We start from the raw sequence: 26704 nt of genomic DNA, 5'->3' as shown, positions 1-26704 counted from the left end.
AAAGGGAGGCCTTCATGAACCATCGTCGTGCATTGCGTGGCGCGTCCGCGCCAGTCCGTTTTCATCCGCGTCCGCTGGCTGCCGCGTGTGCAGTCGCGTTGTTTGCCTTCGCCGGCGCCGGACCTGCCGCCGCGCAGGACACCACGACCCAGCCGCAGGCGGCGTCCGTCAGCACGACTGCGACGGCGCAGGACGGCAAGGCGAAGCCCGGCGACAAGGCCGGCAAGAAGCCGAAGCAGCCGGTCACGGACATGAGCGGCGTGGTGGTGACCGGCATCGCCAGCAGCATCGCCAGCTCGATGAAGACCAAGGAGGACGCCAACAACATTGTCGAGGCGATCTCCGCCGAGGACATCGGCAAGCTGCCCGACGTCAGCATCGCCGACAGCCTGTCGCGCGTGTCGGGCCTGGCTACCCAGCGCGCCGATGGTCATGCCAACGCGATCGCCATTCGCGGCCTGTCGCCGGATTTTGCGGGCACCACGCTGGACGGGCGCGAACAGGCCACGGTGGGCGAGAACCGGGGCGTGGAATACGACCAGTATCCCGCCGAGCTGATCAACGGCGTGACCATCTACAAGACGCCCGATGCCAGCCTGGTCGGGCAGGGCCTGTCCGGCACGGTGGACCTGCACACGATCAACCCGCTGGATCTGTCCAGGCGCACCTTCGTGTTCAACCTGCGCGGCGAACACAACAGCAACGGCTCGCTGAATCCGGGCACCGGCACCGATACCAACGGCCATCGCGCCAGCTTTTCGTACGTCGACCAGTTCTTCAACCACACGCTGGGTCTCGCGATCGGTGTCGCCACGGTCGACCAGCCGATCCAGGAGAAGCAGTACCAGGCGTGGTGGTGGAGCGCCGACAACGGCAGCGCCGGCATCGACCAGAACTGGGGCGGCCCGCACACGCCGGGCATGCCGGACAACGTGATCTCGCAGGAAGGCATGCAGCTGCGCGCGCAGTCGCAGAGCCAGAAGCGCAACGGCCTGATGACCGTGCTGGAGTGGGCGCCGAACGACACCTACTACTCGAAGCTGGACATGTACTACTCGACTTTCACCAAGCGCAAGTTCACCAACGGCGCGCAGTGGTCGAGCAGCCCGTACGACAACGTCGGCTACGACAACGTGCAGACCGTGCCCGGCCAGCCGTTGCCGATCGTCACCGGCGGCACCATTCTCGGCGTCGCGCCGATCCTGCAGAACGAATACACCAAGGAGCACGACAAGCTCTACTCGTTCGGCTGGAACAACAAGCTGTACCTGGGCGACTGGACGCTGATGGCCGACCTGTCCTCGTCCAGTGCACGAGTGAAGCTGCACGATGCCTACCTGTTCAGCGGACTGGCGAACGGCGCCCTCACCGACGTGGCGTTCAACACGTCCAGTGGCTTCGGCTATCCGGACTTCCGCCCGGTGGCCAACCTGGCCGACCCCGGCACGATGGTGTTCACCGATCCGGACAACTACGGCTACAACGGTCGCGAGGAGCTGGACCGCCAGGACGACACCATCCACGCGCTGCGCCTGCAGGCCAGCCATGCGGTGGGCTGGATCTTCAGCGACATGGATTTCGGCGTGGCTTATTCGGACCGCACCAAGACCAAGCATGCCGACGTGCTGTTCGCTTACCTCGACGGCAACGGTTCGACCCAGGACACCTACCAGAACCACTTCAGCGCGCCGGTCGATCCCTCGCTGCTGTACAACCCCACCTCGCTGGGCTACGGCGGCATTTCCGGCATCCTCAATTACAACGTGCTGGGCGCGCTGTATGGCAACCAGTTCTACCGGGTGCCCAAGAACGGGCAGGGTGACTGGAGCCGCAACTATTCCGTCGAGGAGAAGGTGCCGCTGGCCTACGTGAAGTTCAACATCGACACGCGCCTGGGCGACATCCCGCTGCGCGGCAACGTGGGCGTGCAGTTCGTGCATACCGACCAGTCGTCGCGGGCGTTGCAGACCAATGGCGACAGCCTGGTCGGCAGCATCCGGGATGGCGCGACGTACAACAACGTGTTGCCCAGCCTGAACCTGGTGGCCGAGATCGGCGAGCGGCAGTACCTGCGCTTCGGTCTGGCCAAGACCATGGCGCGTGGTCGCATTGACGACGAGAAGGTGTCCACCTCGGCCGGCGTCTCGAAGATCACCGACGGTCCCGGCGCGGGCCAGGTGCTGTGGTCGGGCAGCGGCGGCAACCCGCAGCTGCGCCCGTACGTGGCGGTCGGCACCGACCTGTCGTGGGAGAAGTATTTCGGCAACGCCAGCTACGTGGCCGCGGCGGTGTTCCACAAGAACCTGCTCAACTACATCTACAACCAGACCGTGCTGGACTACGACTTCTCCAATTACACCAACGACACGCCGACCCTGGTGCCGACCAGCAACATCGGTTCGTTCACCACGCCGGAAAACGGCACCGGCGGCAAGATGGATGGCCTGGAATTGTCCGGCGCGCTTGAGGGCGGCCTGCTGGCGCATGCGCTGGAAGGGTTTGGTGCGCAGGCGAACTTTTCGCTGACCAACAGCTCGATTCCGCTGTCGTCGATTTCGTCCGTTCCGGGCGGCCCGAAGACCCTGCCCGGCCTGTCGCGCAAGGTGGCGAACCTGGCGCTGTTCTACGAGCGCTACGGCTTCTCGGTGCGCGTGGCCGAACGCTATCGCTCGTCGTTCACCGGCGAGGCGGTGGCCCTGTTCGACCAGTTGGGCTACACGAAGATCCTGGCCAACCGGCAGACCGACCTGCAACTGGGCTACGCGTTCAGCAGCGGACGCTGGAATGGACTGTCGCTGCTGCTGCAGGTCAACAACCTGACCAACTCGTCGGATTCCTCGGTGCAGGTCGCCACCTTGCCGAACAACGTGCCGATGACCCGGCCGCTGGAATACGACACCTGGGGGCGCACGGTCCTGTTTGGCATCAACTACAAGTTGTAGGCTGGACCGGCAAAACCGGACAGCTCTCCCCGACGTCATTCCCGCATGGGCGGGAATGACGATCGGAAGCGGTGGTGGTTCGCGGTTCGCACGGGTACGTGGCGCACGGGCTTGGCATCGCGCGCAGGTTTGATGATTTGAGTGAGAGTTCCGATGATCGGTAGCCGGTGGGCGGGTCTGGTTTGCGCCAGCGTGGTGATGTTGATGGCAGGCCGTGGTGCGATGGCAGCGCAGATGGCTTCGCCCGGGGTGGGCGAGCCGACGCACTACACCGACTGGCCGCACACCGCCTCGCCCCGGAAGGCCGACCCGCAGCTCGATGCCCGGGTGCACGACATCGTGGCGCGGATGAGCCTGGCGCAGAAGATCGGCCAGATGACCCAGGCGGAGATCAAGTCGATCACGCCCGACCAGGTGCGCCAGTTCTACATCGGCTCGGTGCTCAACGGCGGCGGCTCGTGGCCGCAGGGCAACAAGCATGCTGGCACGGCGGACTGGCTGGCGCTGGCGGATCGCTACTACGCCGCGTCGATGGCGGTCGATGCGCCGGTGAAGGTGCCGCTCATCTGGGGCACGGACGCGGTGCACGGCCACAGCAACGTGTTCGGCGCCACGCTGTTCCCCCACAACATCGGCCTGGGCGCGGCGCATGACCCGGAGCTGATCCGGCAGATCGGCGCGGCCACCGCGCGCGCCGTGCGCGCCACCGGTGTCGACTGGGCCTTCGCACCCACGCTGGCGGTGGCGCAGAACGCGCGCTGGGGCCGCACCTACGAAAGTTTTTCCAGCGACGGTCCGCTGGTGCATGCCTACGCCCGCGCCTACGTCGACGGCTTGCAGGGGCATTTCGGCGACGCCAACGTGCTGGCCACCGCCAAGCACTTCATCGGTGATGGCGCGACCGCCAACGGCACCGACCAGGGCGTGGCGAAAGTGAGCCGACGCGACATGATCAACGTGCACGGCGCGGGCTATGTGGGCGCGCTGGAAGCGGGCGTGCTCAGCGTGATGGCGTCGTACAACAGCTGGGACGACGCAGTCGACGGGATCAACTACGGCAAGATGAGCGGCGCCCGTGCGCTGCTGACCGGCGCGCTGAAGGAGAAGATGGGCTTCCCCGGTTTCATCGTGTCCGACTGGAACGCGATCGGCCAGCTGCCCGGCTGCAGCAATGCCAGTTGTCCCCAGGCGATCAACGCCGGCATCGACATGGTGATGGTGCCCGACGACTGGCGCGCCTTCATCGCCAACACCACGCGCCAGGTGCAGGACGGCGAGATCCCGATGGCGCGCATCGATGATGCGGTGAGCCGCATCGTGCGCGCCAAGCTGGTGATGGGCGCGTTCGGCAAGCGTCCGTCGCAGCGCGCGGGGGCCGGCGACGCGAGTCGCCTGCAGGATCGGGTGCTGGCGCGCCGCGCGGTGCGCGAGTCGCTGGTGCTGCTGAAGAACAACCACGACGTGCTGCCGCTCAGGCGCGGCAGCAGGGTGCTGGTGGTCGGCAAGAGCGCCGACAGCATCGCCAACCAGGTCGGCGGCTGGTCGATGACCTGGCAGGGCACCGACAACGGCAACGCCGACTTCCCCAACGCGACCAGCGTGCTGGCCGGCATCCGCGCGGCCGACGGCGCGGCCAACGTCAGCTACCGCGCCACGGCCGACGGCGTGGACCCCGGGACGTTCGACGCGATCATCGCGGTGATCGGCGAAACCCCGTACGCGGAAACCATGGGCGACATCATTCCCTCGGCCACGCTGCGCCACGGCGATCGTCATCCCGAGGACCTGGCCGTGCTGAAAGCTGCGGCGGCGTCGGGCAAGCCGGTGGTGACGGTGTTCCTGTCCGGACGTCCGCTTTTCGTCAACGCGCTGCTCAACCATTCCGACGCGTTCGTGGCTGGCTGGCTGCCCGGCTCGGAAGGCGAGGGCATCGCCGACCTGCTGTTCGCCGACGGGCAGGGCAAGCCCGCGTTCGATTTCATCGGCACGCTGTCGATGCCGTGGCCGGGCGTGCCGTGCCCGTACGCGGGCGACGACCAGGCGGCGAACTGGCTGTTCGGGCGTGGCTACGGCCTGCACTATCGCGCCCACCACGAGCTGCCGGCGCTGCCGCTGCATGCCGACGTCATGACCTGCGCCAACAGCTCGACGCTGCCGATCTTCCACACGCTGGCGCAGTCGCCCTTTGCGCTGTACCTGGGCGCGGGCCGTGACGGCAAGAAGGTGCAGGCGGTGGGCGCGGACCTGAATGCGGTGATCGAGTGGCCTGCCGGCCAGCCTGTTTTCAGCCTGCGCACGGTGCAGGTCAACACGCAGCAGGATGCGAAGTCGATCACCTGGCGCGGGCCCGGCCGGTTCTTCGCGCAGAGCCCGCAGCCGACCGACCTGATGCCGCTGCTGGCCACCCATGCCGCCTTGCAGTTCGACCTGGTGATCGGCACGCCGGCACGTGGTCCGGTCACGATCTACATGGGCTGCGGCGAGGGCTGCACGCGGACGGTGGATGTCAGCGCGATGTTCGCCGCGTACAAGACGGGCCAGCGACATGCGGTGTCCATCCCGTTGCAGTGCTTCATCCGGCCCGGGGCGGACCTTGCCCATGTCGACGTGCCGTTCGGCGTGCTCGCCGCGCCGCCGTTCTCGGCCGCGTTCGCGAATGTGCGGATCGCGGCGGGCAGCGCCGGCGCCGCAGAGGCGACCTGTCCCGGGACGGTGGTGCGATGAGCGCCGAACCGGGGGTGCACCGATCCATCCGGGGCAAGCGATCGCGCCATGGATGAAGCCTCGGGGGTGGGTCGCTGGACGCCCTTGCTGTCGGTGCTGCTGCTGACACTGGTGGCGCTGGCGGCGATGGACTGGCCGCGCCCGGGCCTGTTCGCGGGAACCACGGGCAAGGTGCTTGCGCTCACCGGCCCGCGGGTCCACGTGTGGCTGAGCACGGCGGATCGCCGCCTGCAGCTGGCGGCGCAGTCCGATACGTTCGCGCACCCGCAGGCCGCGAGTGCCAGCGAGGCCGATGTCGTCATCGACCTCGACCGGAAGTACCAGACCATGGCCGGCTTCGGGGCGGCCCTCAGCGATTCGTCGGCGTGGCTGATCCAGAACCGGCTCAGCCCTTCGCAGCGCAGCGCCTTGCTGCAGGAGCTGTTCGGTCCGCCGCCGGGGCTCAACTTCAACATGCTGCGCATCACCATCGGCGCCTCGGATTTCTCGCTGCAGCACTACAGCCCGGACGACATGCCCGCCGGCGAGGTCGATCCCGATCTGCAGCATTTCAATGTCGCCGTGGACCAGCGCAACGTGATTCCGGTGCTGCACGACATCCTGGCCATCCAGCCCGGCGCGCTGATCATCGCCTCGCCGTGGAGTGCGCCGGCGTGGATGAAGAGCAGCGCCAACCTGATCAGCGGCACCTTGCTGGAATCCTGGGAGGCGACCTATGCGACCTACCTGGTGCACTTCGTGGACGCGTTCCAGGGTGCCGGCATACCGATCTTCGCGCTGACCGTGCAGAACGAGCCCGCGTTCGAACCGCTGACCTATCCGGGCATGACCTTGGCCGCCGATGCGCGCGCCCGGATCATCGGCAAGTATCTCGGCCCCGCCCTGGCAGGGCGCAAGCCGGAAACGGTGATCCTGGGCTGGGACCACAACTGGGATGCACCCGACCAGCCGCTGAGCGTGCTGGCCGATCCCGATGCGCAACGCTATCTCGCGGGCATCGCCTGGCATTGCTACAGCGGCGACCCGAGTGCGCAGACCACGGTGCACCGCGCGTTTCCCCGCAAGGACGCCTACCTCACCGAGTGCTCGGGTGGCGATTGGCCGTCCGCCCGCAACGGCGAGCTGCTGCTGTTTGCGCGCAACATCGTGATGATGGGAGTGAAGAACTGGGCGCGGGGCGTGGTGTACTGGAACCTGGCTCTGGACGAAAACCATGGCCCCCACGCGGGCGGCTGCGACGAGTGCAAGGGCGTGGTCACCATCGATTCCAGCACGGGCGCGATCAGCCGCAATGACGAGTATTACGCGTTCGCCCATTTCAGCCGGTTCGTGTTGCCGGGCGCGGTGCGGGTGAAGTCCGGCAACACCAACGCAGGCGTGCACGAAGTGGCCTTCCAGAATCCGGACGAGGGCTCGGTGGTGCTGGTGGCGGTCAACGGCAACACCCAGACCAACCGCCTGTCGGTGCGGCAGGGCGCATTGCGCTTCGAGTACGACCTGCCCGCCAGCAGCGTGGCAACGTTTGTCTGGACGCGCGATGGCGCGGATGCGCCGGCCGCCGCAACGATCGCCGCGCCGAGCGCCGACACTTCCCCACACCCGGGCGGCAAGCCATGAGCGGCATGTTCCATTCGCTGCGCAGTCATAACTATCGGCTGTGGGCCGCCGGTGCCCTGGTGTCCAACGTGGGCACGTGGATGCAGCGGGTGGGCCAGGACTGGCTGGTGCTCACCGTGCTGACCCACCACAACGCGACCGCGGTAGGCACGGTGATGGCGCTGCAGTTCGGGCCGCCGCTGCTGTTGCTGCCGCTGACCGGGCTGGCCGCCGATCACCTGGACCGCCGCAAGCTGCTGCTGTTCACCCAGGCGGTTTCGGGCCTGCTGGCACTGGGGCTGGGGCTGGTCACCATCACCGGCGTGGTGCAGTTGTGGCAGGTGTACGGCTTTGCCCTGCTGCTGGGCATCGTCACCGCGTTCGACGCGCCGGCACGGCAGGCCTTCGTGTCGGACCTGGTCACCGACGATGACCTGGCCAACGCGGTGGCGCTGAACTCCGCCTCGTTCAACGCCGCCCGCATGCTGGGGCCGGCGGTGGCCGGCGTGCTGATTGCCGCGGTCGGCGAGGGCTGGCTGTTCCTGATCAACGCGGGTTCGTACGCCGCGGTGATGGTGTCGCTGTGGATGCTGCGGGTGGACGAGCTGCATGCCGAGGCGCGGCCTGCCAGCACGCGCGGCAGCCTGCTCGCGGGGTTTCGCTACGTGGGGCGACGGCCGGACCTGATGGCCGTGCTGGTGATGCTGTTCCTGCTCGGCACGTTCGGTTTCAACTTCGCCATCTACATTTCGACCATGTCGGTGACAGTGTTCCACGGCGACGCCAGCCAGTACGGCCTGCTGACCTCGTCGATGGCCGCGGGCACCATGTGCGGGGCGCTGCTTTCGGCCCGTCGCGAACTGCCCGGCATGGTGCTGATGGGCGGTGCCGCGGCGGCGTTCGGCCTCACCCTGGCGCTGGCAGCGGTGATGCCCGGTCCGCTCCTGTTCGCCGGCGTGCTGTTTTTCGTGGGCGTGGCCGCGCTCACCTTCATGACCGCCAGCAATTCCATGATGCAGCTCACCACCGAACGCGGCATGCGTGGCCGGGTGCTGGCGTTGCGGATTGCGGTGGTGATGGGCGGCACGCCGATCGGCGCGCCGTTGGTCGGCTGGGTGGTCGACCGCTTCGGCGCACGCTGGGCGCTGGGAGTGGGCGCGTTGGCCGGCGTGGCCGCAGCAGCGGTGGCGGTGACCTACCTGGTCAGGCACCGGCACCTGCGGCTGTTGCGGAGCGGAGGCCGGCTGCGTCTGGCCATCCATCCCGAACCGGCCGACGTGACCGCGGTTCGTGTGGCCGCGGGCGAGCGGGTGACTTGAGTGACACGCAGCATAGGGAAAGATCGCGGCAATCGCGGATCAACCCGTCAACCCCCAACAGGAATGCATCATGAGGCGATACGGATTTCTCGCAGTGGCCCTATCTGTGATGACGGCGCACGCCGGCCCCACCAGCCCGAGCCGGTCGGGAGTCCAGTTCCAACACGGCGATTGGGAGATCGCCTGCGACAACACCGGAACCTGTCGCGCTGCCGGCTACCAGACGGACGATGACGCCCACGCCGTCTCGGTGCTGTTGACGCGCAAGGCGGGGCCGGGCACGACGGTGGCCGGTCAGTTGATGCTTGGCCAGTACGGCGATGACGATGTGGCGATGCTCGAGCGGCTGCCCGATCCGGCGATCTTGCAGATGCGCATCGATGGCAAGGCCGTGGGCACCGTGTCGGTCAGTCACGAGACCGCGATCGGCCAGCTTTCCGGCGAACAGGTGGCGGAGCTGATCGCATCGCTGTCCCGGCACAACCGGATCGAGTTTCTCGCTGGCGGTGGCAGCTGGCATCTGTCCGGCGACGGCGCCAGTGCGGTGTTGCTGAAGATGGATGATGCGCAGGGACGCATCGGCACCCGGGGCGCACTGGTCAGGAAGGGGCTGCACGACGAGCAGCAGGTGCCGGCAGCGCAGCCGATGCCGCTGCTGCATGCGGCGAAGGTCCTCGATCACGCCACCGTGCCTTCGCCCGTCCTCCAGCGGCAGGCGGCCACGCTGCAGAAGCAGCTTGCCGCCACCACCAGCGCGGACGATTGCGCGAACCTGTTCGAGGCCAGGCCGGACGAGCTTTCCTTCGAGGCGGCGCGACTCGACGATGGGCACTGGCTGGTTTCGGTCATGTGCTGGCAGGCCGCCTACAACGAGGGCTATGCCTACTGGGTCATCCACGCCAAACCGCCCTTCGCGCCGGTGCTGGTCACCACGGACGGCTCCGGCTATGCCGATGGCGGCATCGAATCCAGCCAGAAGGGGCGTGGCCTGGGCGATTGCCTGTCCTCCGAGCGATGGACCTGGGATGGCCGGCAATTTGTACAGACGGCACTGTCCGGCTCCGGCATGTGCAAGCTGATGGCGCCCGGCGGCGCATGGGAACTGCCGATCCTGGTCATCGCGATCCGCTGACGGAGGCGCCACCGCCTCGCGCAGGTTCCGGGTCATCGGGTCGGCTCAGCAGCCTGGCGACGAAGTCGCCGAATGCGCGCACCTTGGCCGGCATCTGCCGGCCACTGTTGGCGATCAGCATGATTGGCGGTCCGTCGGTCGCGAAGCCTGCCAGCACCTGGCGCAGCCGATGCTGCACCAGCAGGTCGCGGGCGGCCAGCTCGTCGACCTGGACGATGCCGGCGCCGGCGGCCGCGGCTTCCAGCAGCGGATCCAGCGAGTCCATGCTCAGGTTGCCGTGAACCAGCATGGCGGTGATCTTGCCATCGCGAAGAAACTGCCAGGGTGCGGGCGTGCGTTGGCCTACCGGCATGAAGCCGAGGCAGTTATGCCGGGCCAGGTCCTCCGGCGACTGCGGCGTTCCGGCGCGTTCCAGGTAATCGGGCGCGGCGCAGGTGATCCAGCGCATGGCGCCCAGTTGCCGGGCGAGCAGCGAGGAGTCCGGCAGTTCGCCGATGCGGATCGCGCAATCCCAGTCGCGGCCGATCAGGTCGTTGGAGCGATTTTCCATGGTCAGTTGAAGGGTGAGCTGTGGATGCTGGCGCAGGAACACCTGCAACTGCGGGGCGATGATCCGCCGTCCCAGGATCATCGGCACGTCCGCCCGCAGCACGCCACGCAGCGTCTTGCCGTGTGAACCCAGCAGGGTTTCCATCTGCCGGATGTCGTCGAGCACCTGACGACAGTGCCCGAGATAGATCACCCCGTCCTCGGTCAACTTCAGCGATCGGGTGTTGCGGTCGAGCAGGCGCACGCCCAGCGTCTGCTCGAGCCGGCGCACGTGCATGGTCACCGTGGCGGCCGACATGCCCAGTTCGGCGGCGGCGCGACGGAAGCTCTTCAGCGCGACCACGCGCGAGAAATACAACATGCTCTGCAGGCGATCCATGGATTGTTCAGCGCGACTGAATACTGGTTTCGGGAAGTCCAGATTAGGCGGGCCATCGCGTCGGATAAAGTGCCATGGCTGGCGGACTTCCCGCAGTCATCACCCGGAGCCTTCATGCAACGACGCATCATGATCCTGGCCAGCCTGCTGCTGTTCGGCACGGTCGCCCACGCGGCCCGGCCGGAAGCCGTGTTCAAACTTGAAAGCTACCGCAAGACGGTGGCCGTGCATGCGACGGTGAACGGCCATGACGGCCTGTTCCTGCTGGATACCGCCGGCGGCATTACCCTGCTTTCGCCTTCCTTCGCCAAGGCGGCCGGCTGCAAGCCGTGGGGGCGACTCAGCGGTTTCCGGATGATGGGAGACCGGCTGGATGCACCTCGCTGTGACAACGTGGACTTCCACATGGACGGCCAGGTGTTGCGTGCGCCCGTGACCCTGGTCTTCGACGTGGCGTCGCTGGTAGCCAGGGATGCCAAGCCGGTGGCGGGTTCGATCGCGCTGGATCTTTTTGCGGGCAAGACCATCACGGTCGACCTGCCCGGCCGACGCCTGATCATCGAATCGCCATCCAGCCTGCAGCAGCGCATCGCGGTCGCCCGGGAACTGCCGGTGTTGCTGTCGCGCGAAGTGCAGGGACATGCTCTGGCGGCTTCCATAGGCGTGTCCACGCCCAACGGCATGCTGTGGTTCGAGCTGGACACGGGCAATGGCGGAACGCTTCTGGTGTCGCGTCCCTACGCGGCGCTGTTCGGCCTCGACCCCGCGATCGAGGGGCCGCAACAAGCTGACTTCCCAGTCGCCGCGGGACTGCGCGCCACCGGCGCAGCGTTCACGCCGGACATGATCCTGGATGGCAACCTGGGCATGCCCTTCCTGCGTGACAAGGTGATCACCCTGGATCTGCAGTCCGGACGCTTGTGGATTGCCCAGGGCAAGCTCTGAGCGTGCCGGCAGCCGTGACGCCTCCCGGAGGCGACGCCAGGGTTCATTCGCTCAGGGCGGGCTCGGGGAAGGGTTCGCGCCAGGCGTCGAGTTCGTTCATGCGGTCGTGCCAGCGCCGGATCGCGGGGAAGTCCTGCAGCGGGATGTGCGCGTCGTCGGCGTGGGGCAGGGCGACGGCCACGGCGAAGTCGGCCAGGGTCAGCGTGTCGCCGACCAGCCAGCGGCGATCGCGCAGGTGGCCGTCCAGCACGGCGGCGTGCTGGCGCCACGCGTCGGTGGCGCGCCCTGTCTCGACCGGATCGGCCTCGCCGATGCCGAAACGCGGCTTGATGATGTACTCGAAATACAGTGCGCCGGCCTGCGCGGTGAAGTGCTGGGCGCTCCAGCTGAACCAGCGGATCACGTCGATCTGGCGGGCGTCCTGGGGCCACAGTTCCGAATCGCTGCGGGCCGCGAGGTGGCAGATGATCGCGTCGGCCTCCCACAGCACGCGCGAGCCGTCGACCAGGGTCGGCACCTTGCCGTTGGGGTTGAGCGCGAGATATTCCGCTGTCTTGTGCTCGCCGCGACCGAGGTCGAGGTAGACGTAGTCCAGCGGCGATTGCAGGTATTTCGCCACGGCGCAGGCCTTGCGCGGCGCCAGCACATCCGACCAGTACAACTTCATGCGTGTCTCCCGATGATGCCCGTGGGCGTTTCGGGATGACGACGAATGGCGTGTCGAAAATTCGACACGCGCCGGGAAGGACGGAATCGGGATGGTGTGTCAGTCGCCGTCGTCGAGACGGCTGACCTCGAACACCAGCGCCTCGCACTGCGGGTCTTCCGTGCGGAAGAATGCCAGCCAGCGCGCCATGCCGGCGCCGTCCATGGGCGCGGTCAGCGGCGGCAGGTCGCCGGGCAACTGCGCGATCGCCGCGAGCAGCGCGGGCACGTCGGCACGGGCGAAGGCGGCATCGACGCGGGCGGCTGGCAGCGCTTTCGCATAGGCGCGAGCAAGGAAGCTGCCGATGTCCAGCGGGCCGTCGGGCAGCTCGTCCAGCTCGGCCATGGCCTGCTTCGCGGCGGCGTCTTCGTCGCGCGATTGCTGCTCCAGCCGGTCGATCTCTTCTTCGGACATCGCCGGTGCGGCAAAGTTGAAGACGGTCAGCGCCGCCAGTTCGGGATCGGCTTCGATGCGGTCGGCCAGCTCGTTCATCGCGATGCGCGACTGTTCTTCGCGCTGCGCCTCGGTCAGTCCGTCGTCGGTGGGGGGTTCGGCGTGGGCCAGATCCTCGCGGATCTCGCCCATGACCTGCTGCATCGCCAGCATCGGCAGGGCATTGGCGTGCAGCAGCAACCAGGCAAACTCGCGGCGATCCATCGCGGTCACAGCGCCGAGGCCGAAATCAGCAGGCTGCCGGCAAGCAGCAGCGGTGCCGGCCGCAGCAACGAGGCGGCGCGCTGCAGGGCCGCGATGCCGACCTGGTTGATGCGGGACGTCATCGCCTGCAGGATCGCGCGGATCACCGCGTCGGTGAGCGCCGCCTCGTTGGCCACGTGGATCTCGGCCCAGCGCGCGGCCAGCCGCAGCAGGTACTTCAGGCGCTCGCCCACTTCGCCGATCATCTTCACGCCGTCGCAGATGACGGCCGCGATCACGTCGACGCCGGTCACCGCGTCGTAGAAACCGCGGGCGGCCACACGCAGCACGTCCTCGAACAGGGTCAGCAGGGCGGCCAGCGTGTTGAGGGTGAGCTTCTTGAACCAGCTCATGCTGGCATCGGCCATCAGCGCCTGCGCCAGCTTGCTGTTGGAGTGGTCGCAGGACGCGGCCATGCCGCGCACGTCGCTCCAGTTCCTGGCGTCGCGGATGGTGTTCGCGTAGGCGTACATGTCGTGGTTGGCCAGCGCAATGCTGGAGCTGGGAGACTCCAGCGTGAAGTTGTTCGGCTCGGTATAGGGCGCCAGCACATGCTTGTAGGGATAGGTGGCGATCATCGTGATCGGATCGCGGTTGTGCGCGGTGCGGAAGATGTTTTCCTTGCCGATGCGCCGCTCGAACGCCTGGTGCGCATCGCGATAACCCACGCGCGGGCTGCCGAAGGTGTACAGCCGGACGGGACGATTCAGCGCGGCGTAGTGACCGGCGATCAGGGTCGCGATGGCGCCGCCCAGGCTGTGGCCGATGCAATGGATGACGTCGGCCGCCAGGATCGCGCCCTGTTCGCGCTGCAGCTGCGGCAGGATGCTGCCGAACGCGTTGGCAAAACCCTTGTGCACCCGGCCGAAGTCGCCGAAACCGGTATGGGCGAAGCGGAAATCCGTGCCGATGTCATACCAGCCCAGTTCGGGACGCGTGCCGCGGACGGCGATGACGGCGTGGCGCTGCCCGAACCGCTCGAAGTGCAACACGTAGCCGAAGCCCGAGGCGGTATTCCAGCCGGTGTTGCCGCTGAACACCTGGCCCAGCTGTGCACCGGGGAAACTCTTTCCGACCGAGCTGTTGGCGGGAAAGTCGCCCCGTGTCTTGCCCGAGCCCAGGACCAGGTCCTGCAGGTTGCTACGTGATTCGACGCCTGCCGTCGGCTGCTTCAGCGACCAGTCCTTCAATGCGAAATAGGCATTGAGGGCAATGTTGGCTGCCTCGGTCGGTGCCAGTGCGAAATCCGCCATGTTCCCCCTCCTTGAGTCTGGTGATTCGTTGCGTGGAAAGTGGCGCGGTCAGAACACGGACGAAAGATCCAGTGACCAGACCATGCCATCGGGTTGCTTGTCGTTGCGCCGATCCCGGGTGCGGAGCCACAGCGTCTTGTCGATGACGGTCCAGTCGATCACGTTGCCGTCGTCGAGGCCGAGCTTGATGACTTCGAGGCCCTGCGGATGTTGTGGCGAGAACAGCATGATGTGGTCGTACTTGCGTACGTAGACCTCGGCGCGCAGGCGCAGCTGATCCGTGTGGTACAGCAGCAGCGCCCGATCGGGTCCGGCGCTGCGCGTTTCGAGCAGGCTGTCGGCATGGCCTGACGGGCCGTCATAGACGGAATACCCCGCGGAGACGGCGTCGGCAATTTTCCGGACCTGATGGGTCTCCCGGTTGTAGAGGGCGACGTATTCGGACGGACGGCTGGTCGAATAGCCCAGGCCCAGGGCCAGCCAAGGCCCCGGCAGGCAGCCGACGTCGCGCGCGCTGGCGGTGATCCAGCTGCCCTGCGCAGGATCGAGCTGGACGGGAATGTTGCGCACGAAGGTCGGCGTGGCGTCGGAGGCCAGTTCCCAGAACTGCGGCAGCCGCACCTCGCCGGCGCCATTGACGATGGCCAGCGCCGGCAAGCCCGGCCGGCTCGCGACGCGGAAGGCGTCATGGACCGAGCCGGTAAAATCGGGGGACACGAAACGCGCATCCGGCGGCGTGCCGTCCACGCGTGCCTCGGTGCAGCCTTGATCGGCAGCTGCGGCCTGCCGCGGGAAGCTTGTCTCGCGCTTGAGCTGCGCGTGCAGCTCGGGCGCCACCGTCGAGGGCAGCGCCTCGGCTTTCTTCTTGAAGAGTCCGAACATTCCTGTACTCCCGCCGTCGCCGGCCATGTCGGGTTGGCAGCCTGTGACCAGCAGGCAGACGATCAGCAGCTTGCCCAGGGTTCGCCAGCTTCGCCCGGGCACTGCCCGTGCCGAGGCAGGCGGCGGCGTCATCGCCAGCGGGCGATGGGTGGAGTTGATCTTCGAGGGCTCAGGCCGTGGACGCATCTCGCCTCCCTGCGGTGGGTACTGGCGGCTGTTCCGCGGGAGATTAGCACGGGCGCGGGTCCTGCCAAGGCGGCCGGGCGGGGGCGGCGAGTGCACGCGGATTTTTCGACGCGAGGCGGCGCTTGCGGCATCATCGTTTGCCAGCATTACCGCTCGCGAAACCCGGCGAGGCCCCCCGATGACGATGAACCTGCTTGACCGACCGGTATGGTCCAGCCTGACCTCGGCCCACGCGCCACTGTCGATCGGCGATGAACTGGCGCGCCGTTACCAGCCGCAGGTCAATCGTTTCGCGTCCGCCCGCGACGACAGCCCGGCCGCGCTGGCGGCCCTGGCGGCGTTGCTGCAGCCCGCGGAGCAGGTGTTCATCCTGCAGGTGCCGGAGATCGCGATTCCCGCCGGGCTGGCGCCGGCCAAGCTGGCCCGCGGCGTGCAGATGGTGGCGCCGTCGCCGGTGGCGCCGCCGGCGACCGGCGACGACATCCTCGCGCTGCATGACGAGGACGCCGACGAGATGCTGGCGCTGGCGACCCTGACCGAGCCCGGTCCGTTCCTGCGCCAGACCCATCGCATGGGCAATTTCTTCGGCATCCGCGTCGACGGCCGGCTGGTGGCGATGGCGGGCGAGCGTTTCCGTTTCGCCGGTTACACCGAGGTCAGTGGCGTGTGCACGCATCCCGATTTTCGCGGCCACGGTTGCGCCGGGCGCTTGTCCCGGCATGTCGCTGCGGCCATCGCCGCGCGTGGCGAAACGGCCTTCCTGCATGCGTGGAAGAACAATGTGGCGGCGATCTCGCTGTACCAGACGCTGGGCTTCACGCTGCGCTGCGAGGTCAGCGTGGCCGTGCTGGAGCGCCGGCAGGAGCCGTCGAAGGATGCTTCCGGCTGAGGCCTGTTTTCGGACGATGACGTTTGGCCTGCGTCGGTGATCGTGTCACCGGCGGACCAACACGCAAACGCCGGCGGACGGATCGAACGCATCGATCCGTCCGCCGGCCTGCCTTGCCTCACGGCATCTGCGGCAGTTCCTGCGGACGCAGGTCGAACACCAGTACCTCGGCATTGTCGCCGGCGTCCAGCCGCAAGCTGCGCGCATGGCGCAGGCGCACGCCGTCACCGGCCTGCAGCTTCACGCCGTCCAGCTCGATGCTGCCGCGGGCCACATGCACGTAGGCGTGGCGGTCGCCGTCCAGCGTCAGCGTGGCGCTTTCATCGCCATCGAACAGGCCGGCATACACCGAGGCATCCTGCTGGATGCGCAGCGACTCGTCGCGACCGTCGGGCGAGATGATCAGGCGCAGGCGGCCGCGCTTGTCCGCGTCGGAGAAGTGACGCTGCTGGTAGACCGGTGCACCGCCAGCGTGCTCAGGCACGATCCAGATCTGCAGGAAGTGCACCGGCGCCTCGTCGGAGCCATTGAACTCGCTGTGTGTCACGCCGCTGCCGGCGCTCATCAGCTGCACGTCGCCCGGCTTGATCGCCGAGCCGGTGCCCATGCTGTCGCTGTGCGCCAGGGTGCCTTCCAGTACGTAGGAAAAGATCTCCATGTCGCGATGCGGGTGCTTGCCGAAGCCCTGGCCCGGGGCCACCCGGTCCTCGTTGATCACGCGCAGGTCGGAGAAGCCGATCTGGCCGGGGTCCATGTAGCTGGCGAAGGAGAAGGTGTGGCGGGAATTCAGCCAGCCGTGGTCGGCGACGCCGCGATCGGCAGCCTTGCGTACTTGCATCATGGTGTTCTCCTCGTTGAGGGGCGCAGCTTCTGCTGCATCTGAAGCGGGATGTTAGAGTCGCCACGTGCTTCAATAAAGACGGTGAACTGCTTAATACTGTCAACCGGAGAGCGACAATGAGCCAGCTGGAGGACATGCGCATCTTTGCCGAAGCGGTGGAGGCGCAAAGCTTCACCGCGGCGGCCGAGCGGCTGGGGCTGTCCAAGCAGTTCGTCAGCAAGCGCATCGCCGCGCTGGAGAAACGGCTGGGCGCCCGGCTGCTGCTGCGCTCGACCCGGCAGCTGCGTGCCACCGACCTGGGCCTGGCCTACCACGAGCGCGTCCGGCGCATCCTGGAGGAGGTCGATGCCGCCGAGCAGCTGATCACCAGCCAGACCGCCGCGCCCCGCGGCCTGTTGCGACTCAGCGCGCCGATGTCGTTCGCCACCCTGCATCTGGGCGCGCTGATTCCCGCGTTCATGCAGCGCCATCCCGAGGTCACGGTCGAGCTGGAACTCAACGACCGCACCGTCGACCTGATCGGCGAGGGCTATGACATGGCCGTGCGCATCGGCACGCTGGCCGACTCCAGCCTGATCGCGCGGCCGATCGCCACGGTGCAGCTGATCACCTGCGCCAGCCCCGACTATCTGCGCCGGCGCGGCACGCCGTCGGCGCCCGATGAACTGGCGGCGCATGCCTGCCTGACCTACGGTCATGCGTCGCGGATGGAGTGGTCGTATCGCGTGGGCGAGCGGGTGCGCAAGGTGTCGGTAAGCGGGCCGATGCGCGCCAACAATGGCGAGATGCTGCGTGACGCCGCGATCGCCGGGCTGGGCATCACCAGCCTGCCGGATTTCATCGTGGTCGACGCGCTGGCCGATGGGCGCCTGCTCGCCGTGCTGGAGGCGTTCCGGCCCGAGGGGTTCACCGTGCACGCGGTGTACCCGCAGCATCGCCAGTCCTCGCTGCTGGTGCGCGCGTTCAGCGACTTCCTGGTGGAACAATTCGGCGCGGCGGCACCGCGGAGGTCATGAGCGCAGTTCGCGTCGCAGCACCTTGCCTACCGCGGTCTTGGGCAGGCTGTCGCGAAATTCGACCTGTTTCGGTTGCTTGTATGCGGTGAGATGCCGGCGGCAATGGGCGCGCAGGTCTTCCTCGCTCAGCGCCGGGTCCTTGCGTACCACCACCAGCCGCACGGCCTCGCCGGTCTTCTCGTCCGGCATGCCGACCACGCCGGCTTCGAGCACGCCCGGATGCATCGCGACCACGTCTTCCACTTCGTTGGGAAACACGTTGAAGCCGGACACCAGGATCATGTCCTTGCGCCGATCGAGCAGGAAGTAATAGCCGTTCTCGTCGACGCGGGCGATGTCGCCGGTACGGAACCAGCCGCCCTCGAAAAAGGCCTCGCGCGTTTCGCCCGGCTGCTGCCAGTAGCCGGTGGTGATGTGCGGGCCACGCGTGCAAAGCTCGCCCGGTTCGCCATCGGCCACCACGCGACCGTCGCTGTCGCGCAGGGTGATTTCCACCTCGGCCAGCGGCAGGCCGATCGAGCCGACCGGGTTGTCCGCGTCCCAGCGATTGAAGGTGATCGCGGCGCTGGTTTCGGACAGCCCGTAGCCCTCGACCACCGCCATTCCGGTCAGCGCCTTCCAGCGTTCGGCGGTGCCGCTGCGCAGCGCCGTGCCGCCTTGCAGGCACAGCTTGAGTCCGGACAGGTCGAGCCTGGCGAAGTCGGGCGAGTTGAGCAGGGCGTCGTACAGCGTATTGACGCCGGCGAAGGCGGCCGGCCTGACCCTGGCGAAGGTGGCCACCAGGCCGGGGATGTCGCGCGGGTTGGTGACCAGCACCGAATGGAGGCCGTGCGCCATGTTGTACAGGGCGTTGCTGTAAGCGGCGATGTGATACATCGGCAGGCAGACGATCACCGCGTCGGTGGCCGGGTCGAGCCGGTGTCCCAGCCATTGTTCGGCCGAAGCCACGTTGGCGACCAGGGCCGAATGGGGCAGCACGGCGCCCTTGGACAGCCCGGTGGTGCCGCCGGTGTATTGCAGTTGCGCGGTGTCGGTCGCGCTGGCGCGTGACTGCACGGCCGGCAGCCGCTGCCCTTCGGACAGCGCGCGGGGCCAGCGGATGGCGCCGTCGATATGGAACGGCGGGATCATCTTCCGGACATGCTTGAGCACCGCGTCCACCAGCAGCGATTTCGGCCACGGCAGCATGTCGCCCACGCGGGTGGTGACGACGTGCCGGACCGTGGTGCCTTCCAGCGCCTCGGCGGCCACCGCGCCGAAGTTGTCCAGCACGATCAGCGCGGCCGCGGCCGAGTCGACCAGCTGGTGATGCAGTTCGCGCGCGGTGTACAGCGGGTTCACCAGCACCGCGACCAGGTCGGCGCGCAAGACCCCCAGCGCGGCTATCGGAAACTGCAGCAGGTTGGGCAGCATGATCGCCACGCGCTCGCCGCTGGCCAGTCCCAGGCCTTCGCGCAGATGGCTGGCGAGCAGGCCGCTCAGGCGGTCGACCTCGCCGAAACTCAGGCTGTGCCCGAGGTTGCTGAAGGCCGCACGCCCGGCGTGGCGCCGGCATGCATCGATCAGCATCTGCGGCAGGGTCTGGCTGCTGTCGAAGGCGGCACTGGCGACGTTGGGGAAATCGGCCCGGCTCAGCGCCGATGGCACATGCTTGCCGAATGGTTTGAGCACTTCAGCGTCCCCCGCCGTGATTGCCGATGCCATATCTCCCCGCTGGCGATACCTTACGATGGTCCTGGCGGTTGTCACAGGGCTGCCACCTCGCCCGCCGGGCTGTCAGCAGGGCAGAGCGTGGCCGACCTGCGTTCGCTTGCCGATGGAAGACGATTGCGCCGGTGCGGCCTGGTAGGACCGGGGCGATCGGTACATCGGGTACAGCGAGCGCTCCTCGCGGGTGAAGCAATGCCGGAGCAGGTCCTCGATCAGGGCCAGTTCGTCGAGAAACTCGTCCCGTCTTTCCTCGCTGATGCCGGCCTCCTGGCAACGGCTGAGGAAGCGCGTGGTCTGGCGCGAGATCTCGCCGGTTTCCCGGCGCATATGGCGCATGAATTCCAGGCCTTCGGGGTCCGACTTCAGGCAGCGGCCCAGGTAGGTATACAGGCGCAGGTTCTTGTCCAGCATATGTTCGTTGAACAGCAGGCGGAATCGGTACAGGCACCTTTCCGCCTCGTCGAACTTCGACGCCCGCGCCGCGCTGCCGCCAAGCGCCAGCAGGTCCATCAGGCTGACCGCATGGCCGCACAGGCGCTCGACGAGCCGACTGTCGTAATGGAGCTGGGTACCGGGGGCCACCTGCTGTTCCGCGAGGTGATCCTCCAGCGATACCTCGAGTCCCGCACGCTGCTGTTTTTTTCCGAAGAAGTTCATGGCCTGGTCTCCCTGCTGGATTGCGCTGGTGCCGTTCCACCCGACCCTGTCGCCCCGGACCATCAGCAAGCCCCGGACGATGCAAGACGCCAAAACCCGATTCCTTTCGACCGCCTTCCGCTGGTGCCGACGGCGGTGCCTGCATGAGTCCTGAAGCAGAATGTGTGCCATGTGGCGGAAAGTGGCGAAGCCCGCGCCGGCAGGCCATGGGATCTGCTGCGACAGGGCCGCTGGCGGTGCGGCCCGGCGTCAACCGGCGGGCAGGTCGGGACGATTTATGACACTGCGTGGCACGCGCGGCACCGCCGGCCGAACAGTGGTGATAGTTTTGTCCATTCACCTGCCTGCCGGAGTTCCCCATGCCCGTTCCCACCCCCACCTGGTCACGCCCCCGACGCACGCTGGCCGCGCTCGCCGCCGCCGTGATGCTGGCCCTGGCCGCCACGGCCGCGCCGGCGCAGACGATCGGCGCTGACCAGGTGCCGCCGCCGCAGGACACGCCGTATCCGGGCACCATCGCGCTGCATGTCGATGCCAGCGACACGGTACAGGGCATCTTCCGGGTACGCGAGACGATCCCCGTCGCGGCCGGTCCGCTGACCCTGCTGTATCCGCAATGGATTCCCGGCGACCATTCTCCGAGCGGCCCGATCGCCATGCTGGCCGGCCTCAGGATCACCGCCGACGGCAAGCCGGTGATGTGGAAGCGCGACAAGTACAACGTGTTCGCGTTCCATCTCGACGTGCCGGCCGGCGTGACCCGCCTGGAGGTGGCGTTCGAATACATGTCGCCGCGCGACGGCGGCTTCGAGATCACCGACCGCATGATGGACATGGAATGGAGCAAGATGGCGCTGTATCCGGCCGGGCACTTCTCGCGCGCGATCACCTTCGCCCCCAGCGTGACGCTGGCCCATGGCTGGCAGATGGGCACGGCGCTGGAGACGGCCTCGCAGTCGGGCGACACCACCACCTTCAAGCCGGTGACGTTCAACAACCTGGTCGATTCGCCTATCTACGCCGGGCAATATTTCAAACGGGTCGACCTCAACCCGGGCGGCGCCGCGCCGGTGCACCTGGACATCGTCGCCGATGCGCCGAAGGACCTGGAAATGTCGCCCGAGCAGCTCAAGGCGCATCGCGCCCTGGTCACCCAGGCGGTGAGCCTGTTCGGCTCGCATCACTACGACCACTACGACTTCCTGTTCTCGCTGTCCGACGTGCTCGGCGGCAATGGCACCGAGCATCACCAGTCCAGCGAGAACGGCCTGGGCGCCGACTATTTCACCGCCTGGGACAGCAACGCGCCGGAGCGTGACCTGCTGGCGCACGAGTACGCCCATTCGTGGAACGGCAAGTTCCGCCGCCCCGCCGACCTGTGGACGCCGAACTTCAACGTGCCGATGGGCGATTCGCTGCTATGGGTCTACGAAGGCCAGACCCAATACTGGGGTTACGTGCTCACCGCGCGCTCGGGCATGTGGACGGCGCAGCAGTTCCGCGACGGTCTGGCGATGGTCGCCGCGAACTACGATCGCAACCGCCCCGGCTTCCAGTGGCGCACGCTGGAGGACACCACCAACGACGCCACCGCGGCGCATCGTTCCAGCCTGCCGTATCGCAGCTGGCAGATGAGCGAGGACTACTACAGCGGCGGCCAGATGCTGTGGCTGGCGGTGGACGCGCGGATTCGCTCGCTCACCCACGACGGCAAGTCGCTGGATGATTTCGCCCGTGCGTTCTTCGGCGTCGACAATGGCAGCTACGTGACCAGGCCCTACACTTTCGACGACGTGGTGGCGACGTTGAACGGCGTGGCGAAGGACGATTGGGCCAGCTTCCTGCACGCGCGCGTCGACACGCTGAATCCGCCGCTGGCCGGCGGCCTCGAAGCCACCGGCTGGAAGCTGGTCTACACCGACCAGCCCACGGCATTCGAAAAGCAGTACAACTCGCGGCCCGAGCCCGCGCGCCACCTGTACAACTTCGCCTGGTCGATCGGCCTGACCATGAACGACAGGGGCGAGGTCAACGACGTGCGCTGGAATGGCCCCGCGTTCAGGGCCGGTGTCAGCACCGGTGCCACGCTGGAAGCGGTGAACGGCCAGGCGTATTCGAAAGAGGTGCTGAAGGAAGCGATCGCCGCGGCGAAAGGCAGCAAGTCTCCGATCCAGCTGCTACTGAAATACCAGGGCGGCTATCGCACCGTGCCGGTGGACTACCACGACGGCATGCAGTACCCGCACCTGCAGCGCATCGAGGGCACGCCGGATTATCTGAGCCGGATCATCGCGGCGCGGAAGTAGGCAAGCTTGGGGCGGAACGAAGTTCCTGCTTCGTTCCGCACCGGCCAGTCATCAGTCCGGAATCACATGCCGCTGTTGCCGGCACCCTCGATCGCCTTCACCGCCTTGAGCGTCTCTTCGACGTGCTTGTTGGGGCTGAGGTCGGAGTAGACGTAGGTGATCTTGCCGGACGGGGCGATCACGTACGAGGTGCGGTCGGACCAGCCCGGGCGCATCAGCAAGGTGGCGTCGTATTGCTTGGCGATCTTCGCGCCCGCATCGGCGGCGACCGGGAACTTGCCGCCGCAGTGTTCGGTTTCCTTCGAGAACGCGGCCAGCTGGTCGAGGTTGCCGGCGGTGACACCGATCACCGTGGCGTGCTCGGCCTTGAACTTGTCGATCGCCTCGGAAAACAGATGCGCCTCGACGTTGCAGCCAGAGGTGTGTGGCGCGGGGAAGAAGTACACCACCACCGGGCCTTTCTTCAGTGCATCGGTCAGATCGAAGGTGAACGGCTGGCCGGCCAGGTAGGCGGGTGCGCTGAATTCCGGTGCCTGGGTGCCGGCTTTCAGGGCGGCGAAGGCCGGCATCGCGACGGTGGCGCCGCCAAGCAGGGCAAGCGTGGCGAATTTCATCAGTGGCTTCATGGGGGACTCCGGGGTGGGGGCAGGACGCCAATGTACCTGTATACGCCGGAACGGGGCAGGTGGATGTACGCATGCCGTCCTGGCTCGGCCATGCCCGCGCTGCCTGCTCAGTACGGTCGCGCCGCGCGGGTCTCGTCGATCATGTTCATGGGCTGCCCCCTTTGCAGGCAGCGCAGGAATCATCGGTCAGTTGCAGGATGCTGTCCGCCATGTCCCTGCGCCGGGACGATGGCCAGGCCGGATCTTCGTGCCGTGCATGATGTCGTCGCCGGCCGCTCAATCTGCCTCGGTGCCATCGCCGACGAGCGGCTTGCTTGCCGAGACCAGCGTGGTCGGCATCCACGGGCCACCCCACCACATGCGCCAGCCCAGCGAACGCCGTTCGGCAGAGATGCCCTTTGCGGCGAGACGCCTGCGGTACTGGCCGCCTTTCGAGATGTCGGCGATCAGCAACTGCCCGCCGGGACGCAGCACCCGCCACGCCTCGTCGATCGCCTGGTCGCGACCGGCGGCATCGCCGATGTTGTGGATCGCCACGCTGGAAACCACCAGGTCGAAGCTGGCGTCGGCGAATGGCAGGGCGCGCATGTCGGCGGTTTTCAGCTCGACGCGGTCGGCCACGCCTTCGGCTTGGGCATTGCGGGCGGTGACATCGATGCCGTTGCCCGACTGGTCCTTGCTGCTCCAGATATCGATGCCGGTGGCCCGCCCGCGCGGGACGTGATCCGCCGCCATCAGCAGGACGGCGCCGCGACCACAGCCGATGTCAAGCACCTGTTCGTCGCCGCGCCATTGGCGCGCGTCGAGCAGGTTACGCCACACCGCGAATTTCCCGCGCAAGGTGGTGTGCATGTAGATGGCCAGAAGAAGCGCCACCAGGCCTGCGCTGAACCACCAGCCCCGCAGGGATGTGAAGGCGATCACGCCCAGGCAGGCCAGCAGGCCCACGGCCATCAGCGCGGGAACATAGGGCGCGTCGATCCCGTAACGACCATGACGTGAAGTGTTCAAGCTCGGTCCTGTCAGCCTCGAATGGACGGAGTCTTGCGTCGCCGCCGCGGGGAAACCAGTGACGCGTGTCATGCCCGTCGCCTGCACGCAAGGCGGCCGGCGTGCCGCTGCCATTCGCGGAGGTTCTAGAATGGCGGGGTTTTCGCCCGTCGCGACTCATCGCGATGCGGTTTCTCCGCCATCTTTCGGTCCGGTGCGGGCGCCGCTCGCCGGGTCATCAGGAGTGTCATGCGTTCGACTATCTGCCTGCGTCTGCTGTGCCTCGTGTCGTGCTGGGCGGTGGCGTGGCCCTTGCTGGCCAGCGAAACGCCGTCGGTCGGCCAGCAGCGCGAAGACGTGCTGTTCTGGAGCCAGGCCGAACACACGGCGCGCTTTCCGCGCATGTACGAGATCTTCCCCGCCGACCGCGTGGATCACGGCGCGCACGTGCATGCCTTGCCGCATGGCGCCGCACTGACGCCGCAGTGGCAGGACGGCTCGTCCACGCTGGCCGGCTACATGACGACGCACCACCTGGCCGGCGTGATGGTACTGCAGCATGGCCGCATCCGCCTGCAGCGCCATGCGCCGGGTTTCGATGACAGCACGCGCTGGACCTCGTTCTCGGTGGCCAAGTCGGTCACCTCGACCCTGCTGGGCATCGCCTTGCGCCGGGGCGACATCCACGGCATGGACGACACGCTGGACACCTACATCCCCCAACTGCGCGACAGCGCCTATGCCAAGGTCACCGTGGAACAACTGCTGACGATGACCTCCGGCGTGCGCTGGAACGAGGATTACGCCGACCCGCATTCCGACGTGGCGCAGATGTATCGCGCCGCCTGCGAGAACGGCCAGGCACACGTGATCTCGTACCTGGCCAAACTGCCGCGTGCGTATCCGGCTGGTACGCACTGGAACTACAACACTGCCGAGACCGACCTGCTCGGCATCCTGGTCCAGCGCGCCACGAAGCAGTCGCTGGCGGCGTATCTGTCGCAGGCGATCTGGAAGCCCTACGGCATGGCGTCCGACGCGTACTGGCTGAAGGACGAATGCGACGGCAGCGACACCGGCGGCAGCGGCTTGTCCGCCACGCTGGCCGACTACGCCCGGATCGGCCAGTTCATGCTCGATGGCGGCAAGATCGGCGGCCAGCCGGTGATCGCCGAGGCGTGGATGCACGGCGCCATGCGCAAGCAGCAGGACGTGGACAGCCCCGGCCATGGCTACGGCTACCTGTGGTGGACCGACACCGACGGCAGCTACGCGGCGATCGGCATCTACGGCCAGATGGTCTACGTCGATCCGGCACGCCAGCTGGTCATCGTGCAGGTCGGCGCGTGGCCGCAGGCGACCTCGAAGGAGCTGGTCGCCGCGCGTCGCGACTTCGTCGACGCGGTGAAGCGCGCCGTCGACGGCGGACCGACCCGCTGACGCTTCTAACGCCGCGTGGCCAGCACGCCGTCCAGCGCGAGCTCGGCCCTGAAGCCGGCTTTGTCCAGCCGCTTCTGCACTTCGCGGGGCACGTCGCGGCCGCTGGTCAGCTTGTTCGGGCTGCCGGTGTAATGGAACAGCCGCCCGCCACGGCGCAGCACGCGCGCCAGCTGGTCGTAGAACGCCTGCGAATACAGCTCGCCGGCGATGCCGAAGCGCGGCGGATCGTGCAGCAGCGCATCCACCGAGGCGTCGGCGATCTGCGTGATCGCCTGCGCCACGTCGGCATGGGTCAGTTGCAGACGGCCGCCGCTGGCGGGCGATTGCGGATCGGGCGACCACGGGTTCAGCGTGCGCAGCCACAGCACGTCGGCGTTCTTCTCGAACGAGTGGATGCGCGCCACGCCCGCTTCCAGGCAGCACGCCGCGAAATAGCCCAGCCCGCCGCAGGTATCCAGCACCATCTTGCCGCGAGGTTCGACCAGGGCCACCTTGCGGCGGGCGTCGTCGAACGGTGATTCCTTCGACGTCGGCAGCATCTTGATGCCGTCGATCTCGAAGGTCGGTGCGCCCCATTCGGTGGGCACCAGCTTGATCAGCGAGTTGGCGTAGCGCGCCACCGGGGCGAAGTCGTCGCCGTCCCAGTGATAAATCGTGCGGTCCTTCAGCCGTTCCGGATACGGATAACGCAGGCCACCGCGTTGCCAGGCCTCGGGCTCCAGCGCGACCGCCTCGCTGCTGACGCCAAGGTCCAGCGAGCCCACCCATGCACCGGCGCCGGCAGCGCGTGCCGCCAGCAGGGCTTCGGCGGTGGAGCGCGTGAGCAGGGGGCCGGAATAGTGCGACACGGTGGGCGATCTCCTTGGGCGACGGCAGCGCGCGGAACGGGGCGACGGGGCGGCATCGTAACCCGGCGGCGA

At 67.4% G+C, this 26704-nt stretch carries 21 protein-coding genes; 10 read left to right on the top strand and 11 right to left on the bottom strand.

Annotated features, from left to right (window positions below; all coding sequences use genetic code 11):
- Window positions 1-14: 14 nt before the first annotated feature.
- The 5 genes from ASD55_RS11695 (at window position 15) to ASD55_RS11675 (ending at window position 9713) form a co-directional block, all read left to right on the top strand.
- A complete protein-coding gene (locus ASD55_RS11695) occupies window positions 15-2942 on the top strand; it encodes a TonB-dependent receptor (protein ID WP_056766325.1) in 2928 nt (975 codons plus the stop codon).
- Window positions 2943-3146: 204 nt separating this feature from the next.
- The gene (locus ASD55_RS11690) at window positions 3147-5666 is read left to right on the top strand and encodes a glycoside hydrolase family 3 N-terminal domain-containing protein (RefSeq protein ID WP_235577790.1); all 2520 of its coding nucleotides are present in this window, start codon (window positions 3147-3149) and stop codon (window positions 5664-5666) included.
- 48 nt (window positions 5667-5714) lie between these two features.
- The gene (locus tag ASD55_RS11685) at window positions 5715-7283 is read left to right on the top strand and encodes a glycoside hydrolase family 30 beta sandwich domain-containing protein (protein ID WP_056766323.1); all 1569 of its coding nucleotides are present in this window, start codon (window positions 5715-5717) and stop codon (window positions 7281-7283) included.
- Window positions 7280-8581 (top strand): MFS transporter, encoded by a 1302-nt coding sequence (locus ASD55_RS11680; RefSeq protein ID WP_056766322.1) that lies wholly within the window; start codon window positions 7280-7282, stop codon window positions 8579-8581. Before ASD55_RS11685 ends, ASD55_RS11680 begins: the two co-directional genes overlap by 4 nt.
- 94 nt (window positions 8582-8675) lie before the next feature.
- The gene (locus ASD55_RS11675; protein ID WP_162248787.1) at window positions 8676-9713 is read left to right on the top strand and encodes a DUF1176 domain-containing protein; all 1038 of its coding nucleotides are present in this window, start codon (window positions 8676-8678) and stop codon (window positions 9711-9713) included.
- On the opposite strand, the gene ASD55_RS11670 is transcribed toward ASD55_RS11675, so the two are convergent.
- Window positions 9697-10641, bottom strand: a complete 945-nt coding sequence (locus tag ASD55_RS11670) for a LysR family transcriptional regulator (RefSeq protein ID WP_056766319.1) — start codon at window positions 10639-10641, stop codon at window positions 9697-9699. The two genes, ASD55_RS11675 and ASD55_RS11670, sit on opposite strands and share 17 nt — an antisense overlap.
- Before the next feature lie 114 nt (window positions 10642-10755).
- Between ASD55_RS11670 and ASD55_RS11665 the strand changes: the two genes are divergently transcribed.
- Window positions 10756-11586: a hypothetical protein gene (locus ASD55_RS11665; protein ID WP_056766317.1), complete on the top strand. Its 831-nt coding sequence runs from the start codon at window positions 10756-10758 to the stop codon at window positions 11584-11586.
- A gap of 43 nt (window positions 11587-11629) precedes the next feature.
- Here ASD55_RS11665 and ASD55_RS11660 read toward each other — a convergent pair whose 3' ends face one another.
- The 4 genes from ASD55_RS11660 to ASD55_RS11645 form a co-directional block, all read right to left on the bottom strand.
- Window positions 11630-12253, bottom strand: coding sequence for a glutathione S-transferase family protein (locus ASD55_RS11660; protein ID WP_056766315.1), 624 nt, complete (start codon window positions 12251-12253; stop codon window positions 11630-11632).
- A gap of 99 nt (window positions 12254-12352) precedes the next feature.
- Window positions 12353-12949, bottom strand: coding sequence for a hypothetical protein (locus ASD55_RS11655; protein WP_157598958.1), 597 nt, complete (start codon window positions 12947-12949; stop codon window positions 12353-12355).
- A gap of 5 nt (window positions 12950-12954) precedes the next feature.
- Window positions 12955-14241, bottom strand: coding sequence for a lipase family protein (locus tag ASD55_RS11650; RefSeq protein ID WP_056718244.1), 1287 nt, complete (start codon window positions 14239-14241; stop codon window positions 12955-12957).
- Window positions 14242-14289: 48 nt separating this feature from the next.
- Window positions 14290-15456: a hypothetical protein gene (locus tag ASD55_RS11645; RefSeq protein ID WP_157598956.1), complete on the bottom strand. Its 1167-nt coding sequence runs from the start codon at window positions 15454-15456 to the stop codon at window positions 14290-14292.
- Between the two features lie 37 nt (window positions 15457-15493).
- Here ASD55_RS11645 and ASD55_RS11640 point away from each other — a divergent pair, with 37 nt between their 5' ends.
- Window positions 15494-16198 (top strand): GNAT family N-acetyltransferase, encoded by a 705-nt coding sequence (locus ASD55_RS11640; RefSeq protein WP_056766488.1) that lies wholly within the window; start codon window positions 15494-15496, stop codon window positions 16196-16198.
- Between the two features lie 118 nt (window positions 16199-16316).
- Here the strand turns inward: ASD55_RS11640 and ASD55_RS11635 are convergent, their stop codons facing one another.
- Complete coding sequence (locus tag ASD55_RS11635) at window positions 16317-17039, bottom strand: pirin family protein (RefSeq protein WP_056766310.1); 723 nt, start codon at window positions 17037-17039, stop codon at window positions 16317-16319.
- Window positions 17040-17155: 116 nt separating this feature from the next.
- Between ASD55_RS11635 and ASD55_RS11630 the strand changes: the two genes are divergently transcribed.
- On the top strand, window positions 17156-18055 hold the full coding sequence (locus ASD55_RS11630) for a LysR family transcriptional regulator (RefSeq protein ID WP_056766308.1): 900 nt from the start codon (window positions 17156-17158) through the stop codon (window positions 18053-18055).
- Here the strand turns inward: ASD55_RS11630 and ASD55_RS11625 are convergent.
- Window positions 18050-19726 carry an AMP-binding protein gene (locus tag ASD55_RS11625; protein ID WP_056766487.1) on the bottom strand — a complete coding sequence of 559 codons (1677 nt, stop codon included), beginning with the start codon at window positions 19724-19726 and terminating at the stop codon, window positions 18050-18052. The two genes, ASD55_RS11630 and ASD55_RS11625, sit on opposite strands and share 6 nt — an antisense overlap.
- 105 nt (window positions 19727-19831) lie before the next feature.
- Complete coding sequence (locus tag ASD55_RS11620; RefSeq protein WP_162248786.1) at window positions 19832-20485, bottom strand: hemerythrin domain-containing protein; 654 nt, start codon at window positions 20483-20485, stop codon at window positions 19832-19834.
- A 296-nt stretch (window positions 20486-20781) separates the two neighbouring features.
- On the opposite strand from ASD55_RS11620, the gene ASD55_RS11615 reads away from it, so the two are divergent.
- Window positions 20782-22728, top strand: a complete 1947-nt coding sequence (locus tag ASD55_RS11615) for a M61 family metallopeptidase (protein WP_056766304.1) — start codon at window positions 20782-20784, stop codon at window positions 22726-22728.
- A gap of 62 nt (window positions 22729-22790) precedes the next feature.
- Here ASD55_RS11615 and ASD55_RS11610 read toward each other — a convergent pair whose 3' ends face one another.
- Together ASD55_RS11610 and ASD55_RS11605 are read right to left on the bottom strand one after the other, a co-directional pair.
- Window positions 22791-23354, bottom strand: a complete 564-nt coding sequence (locus ASD55_RS11610; protein ID WP_056766302.1) for a peroxiredoxin — start codon at window positions 23352-23354, stop codon at window positions 22791-22793.
- Between the two features lie 276 nt (window positions 23355-23630).
- A complete protein-coding gene (locus tag ASD55_RS11605; RefSeq protein WP_200946154.1) occupies window positions 23631-24365 on the bottom strand; it encodes a class I SAM-dependent methyltransferase in 735 nt (244 codons plus the stop codon).
- Window positions 24366-24593: 228 nt separating this feature from the next.
- Here ASD55_RS11605 and ASD55_RS11600 point away from each other — a divergent pair, with 228 nt between their 5' ends.
- A complete protein-coding gene (locus tag ASD55_RS11600; RefSeq protein WP_056766297.1) occupies window positions 24594-25784 on the top strand; it encodes a serine hydrolase in 1191 nt (396 codons plus the stop codon).
- 5 nt (window positions 25785-25789) lie between these two features.
- On the opposite strand, the gene ASD55_RS11595 is transcribed toward ASD55_RS11600, so the two are convergent.
- Window positions 25790-26632: an MnmC family methyltransferase gene (locus ASD55_RS11595; RefSeq protein ID WP_056766296.1), complete on the bottom strand. Its 843-nt coding sequence runs from the start codon at window positions 26630-26632 to the stop codon at window positions 25790-25792.
- Window positions 26633-26704: the final 72 nt, after the last annotated feature.

Source organism: Rhodanobacter sp. Root561 (assembly GCF_001427365.1).
In the GTDB taxonomy this organism is placed as follows: Bacteria; Pseudomonadota; Gammaproteobacteria; order Xanthomonadales; family Rhodanobacteraceae; genus Rhodanobacter.
This window is presented reverse-complemented; position numbering and strand designations above follow the sequence as displayed.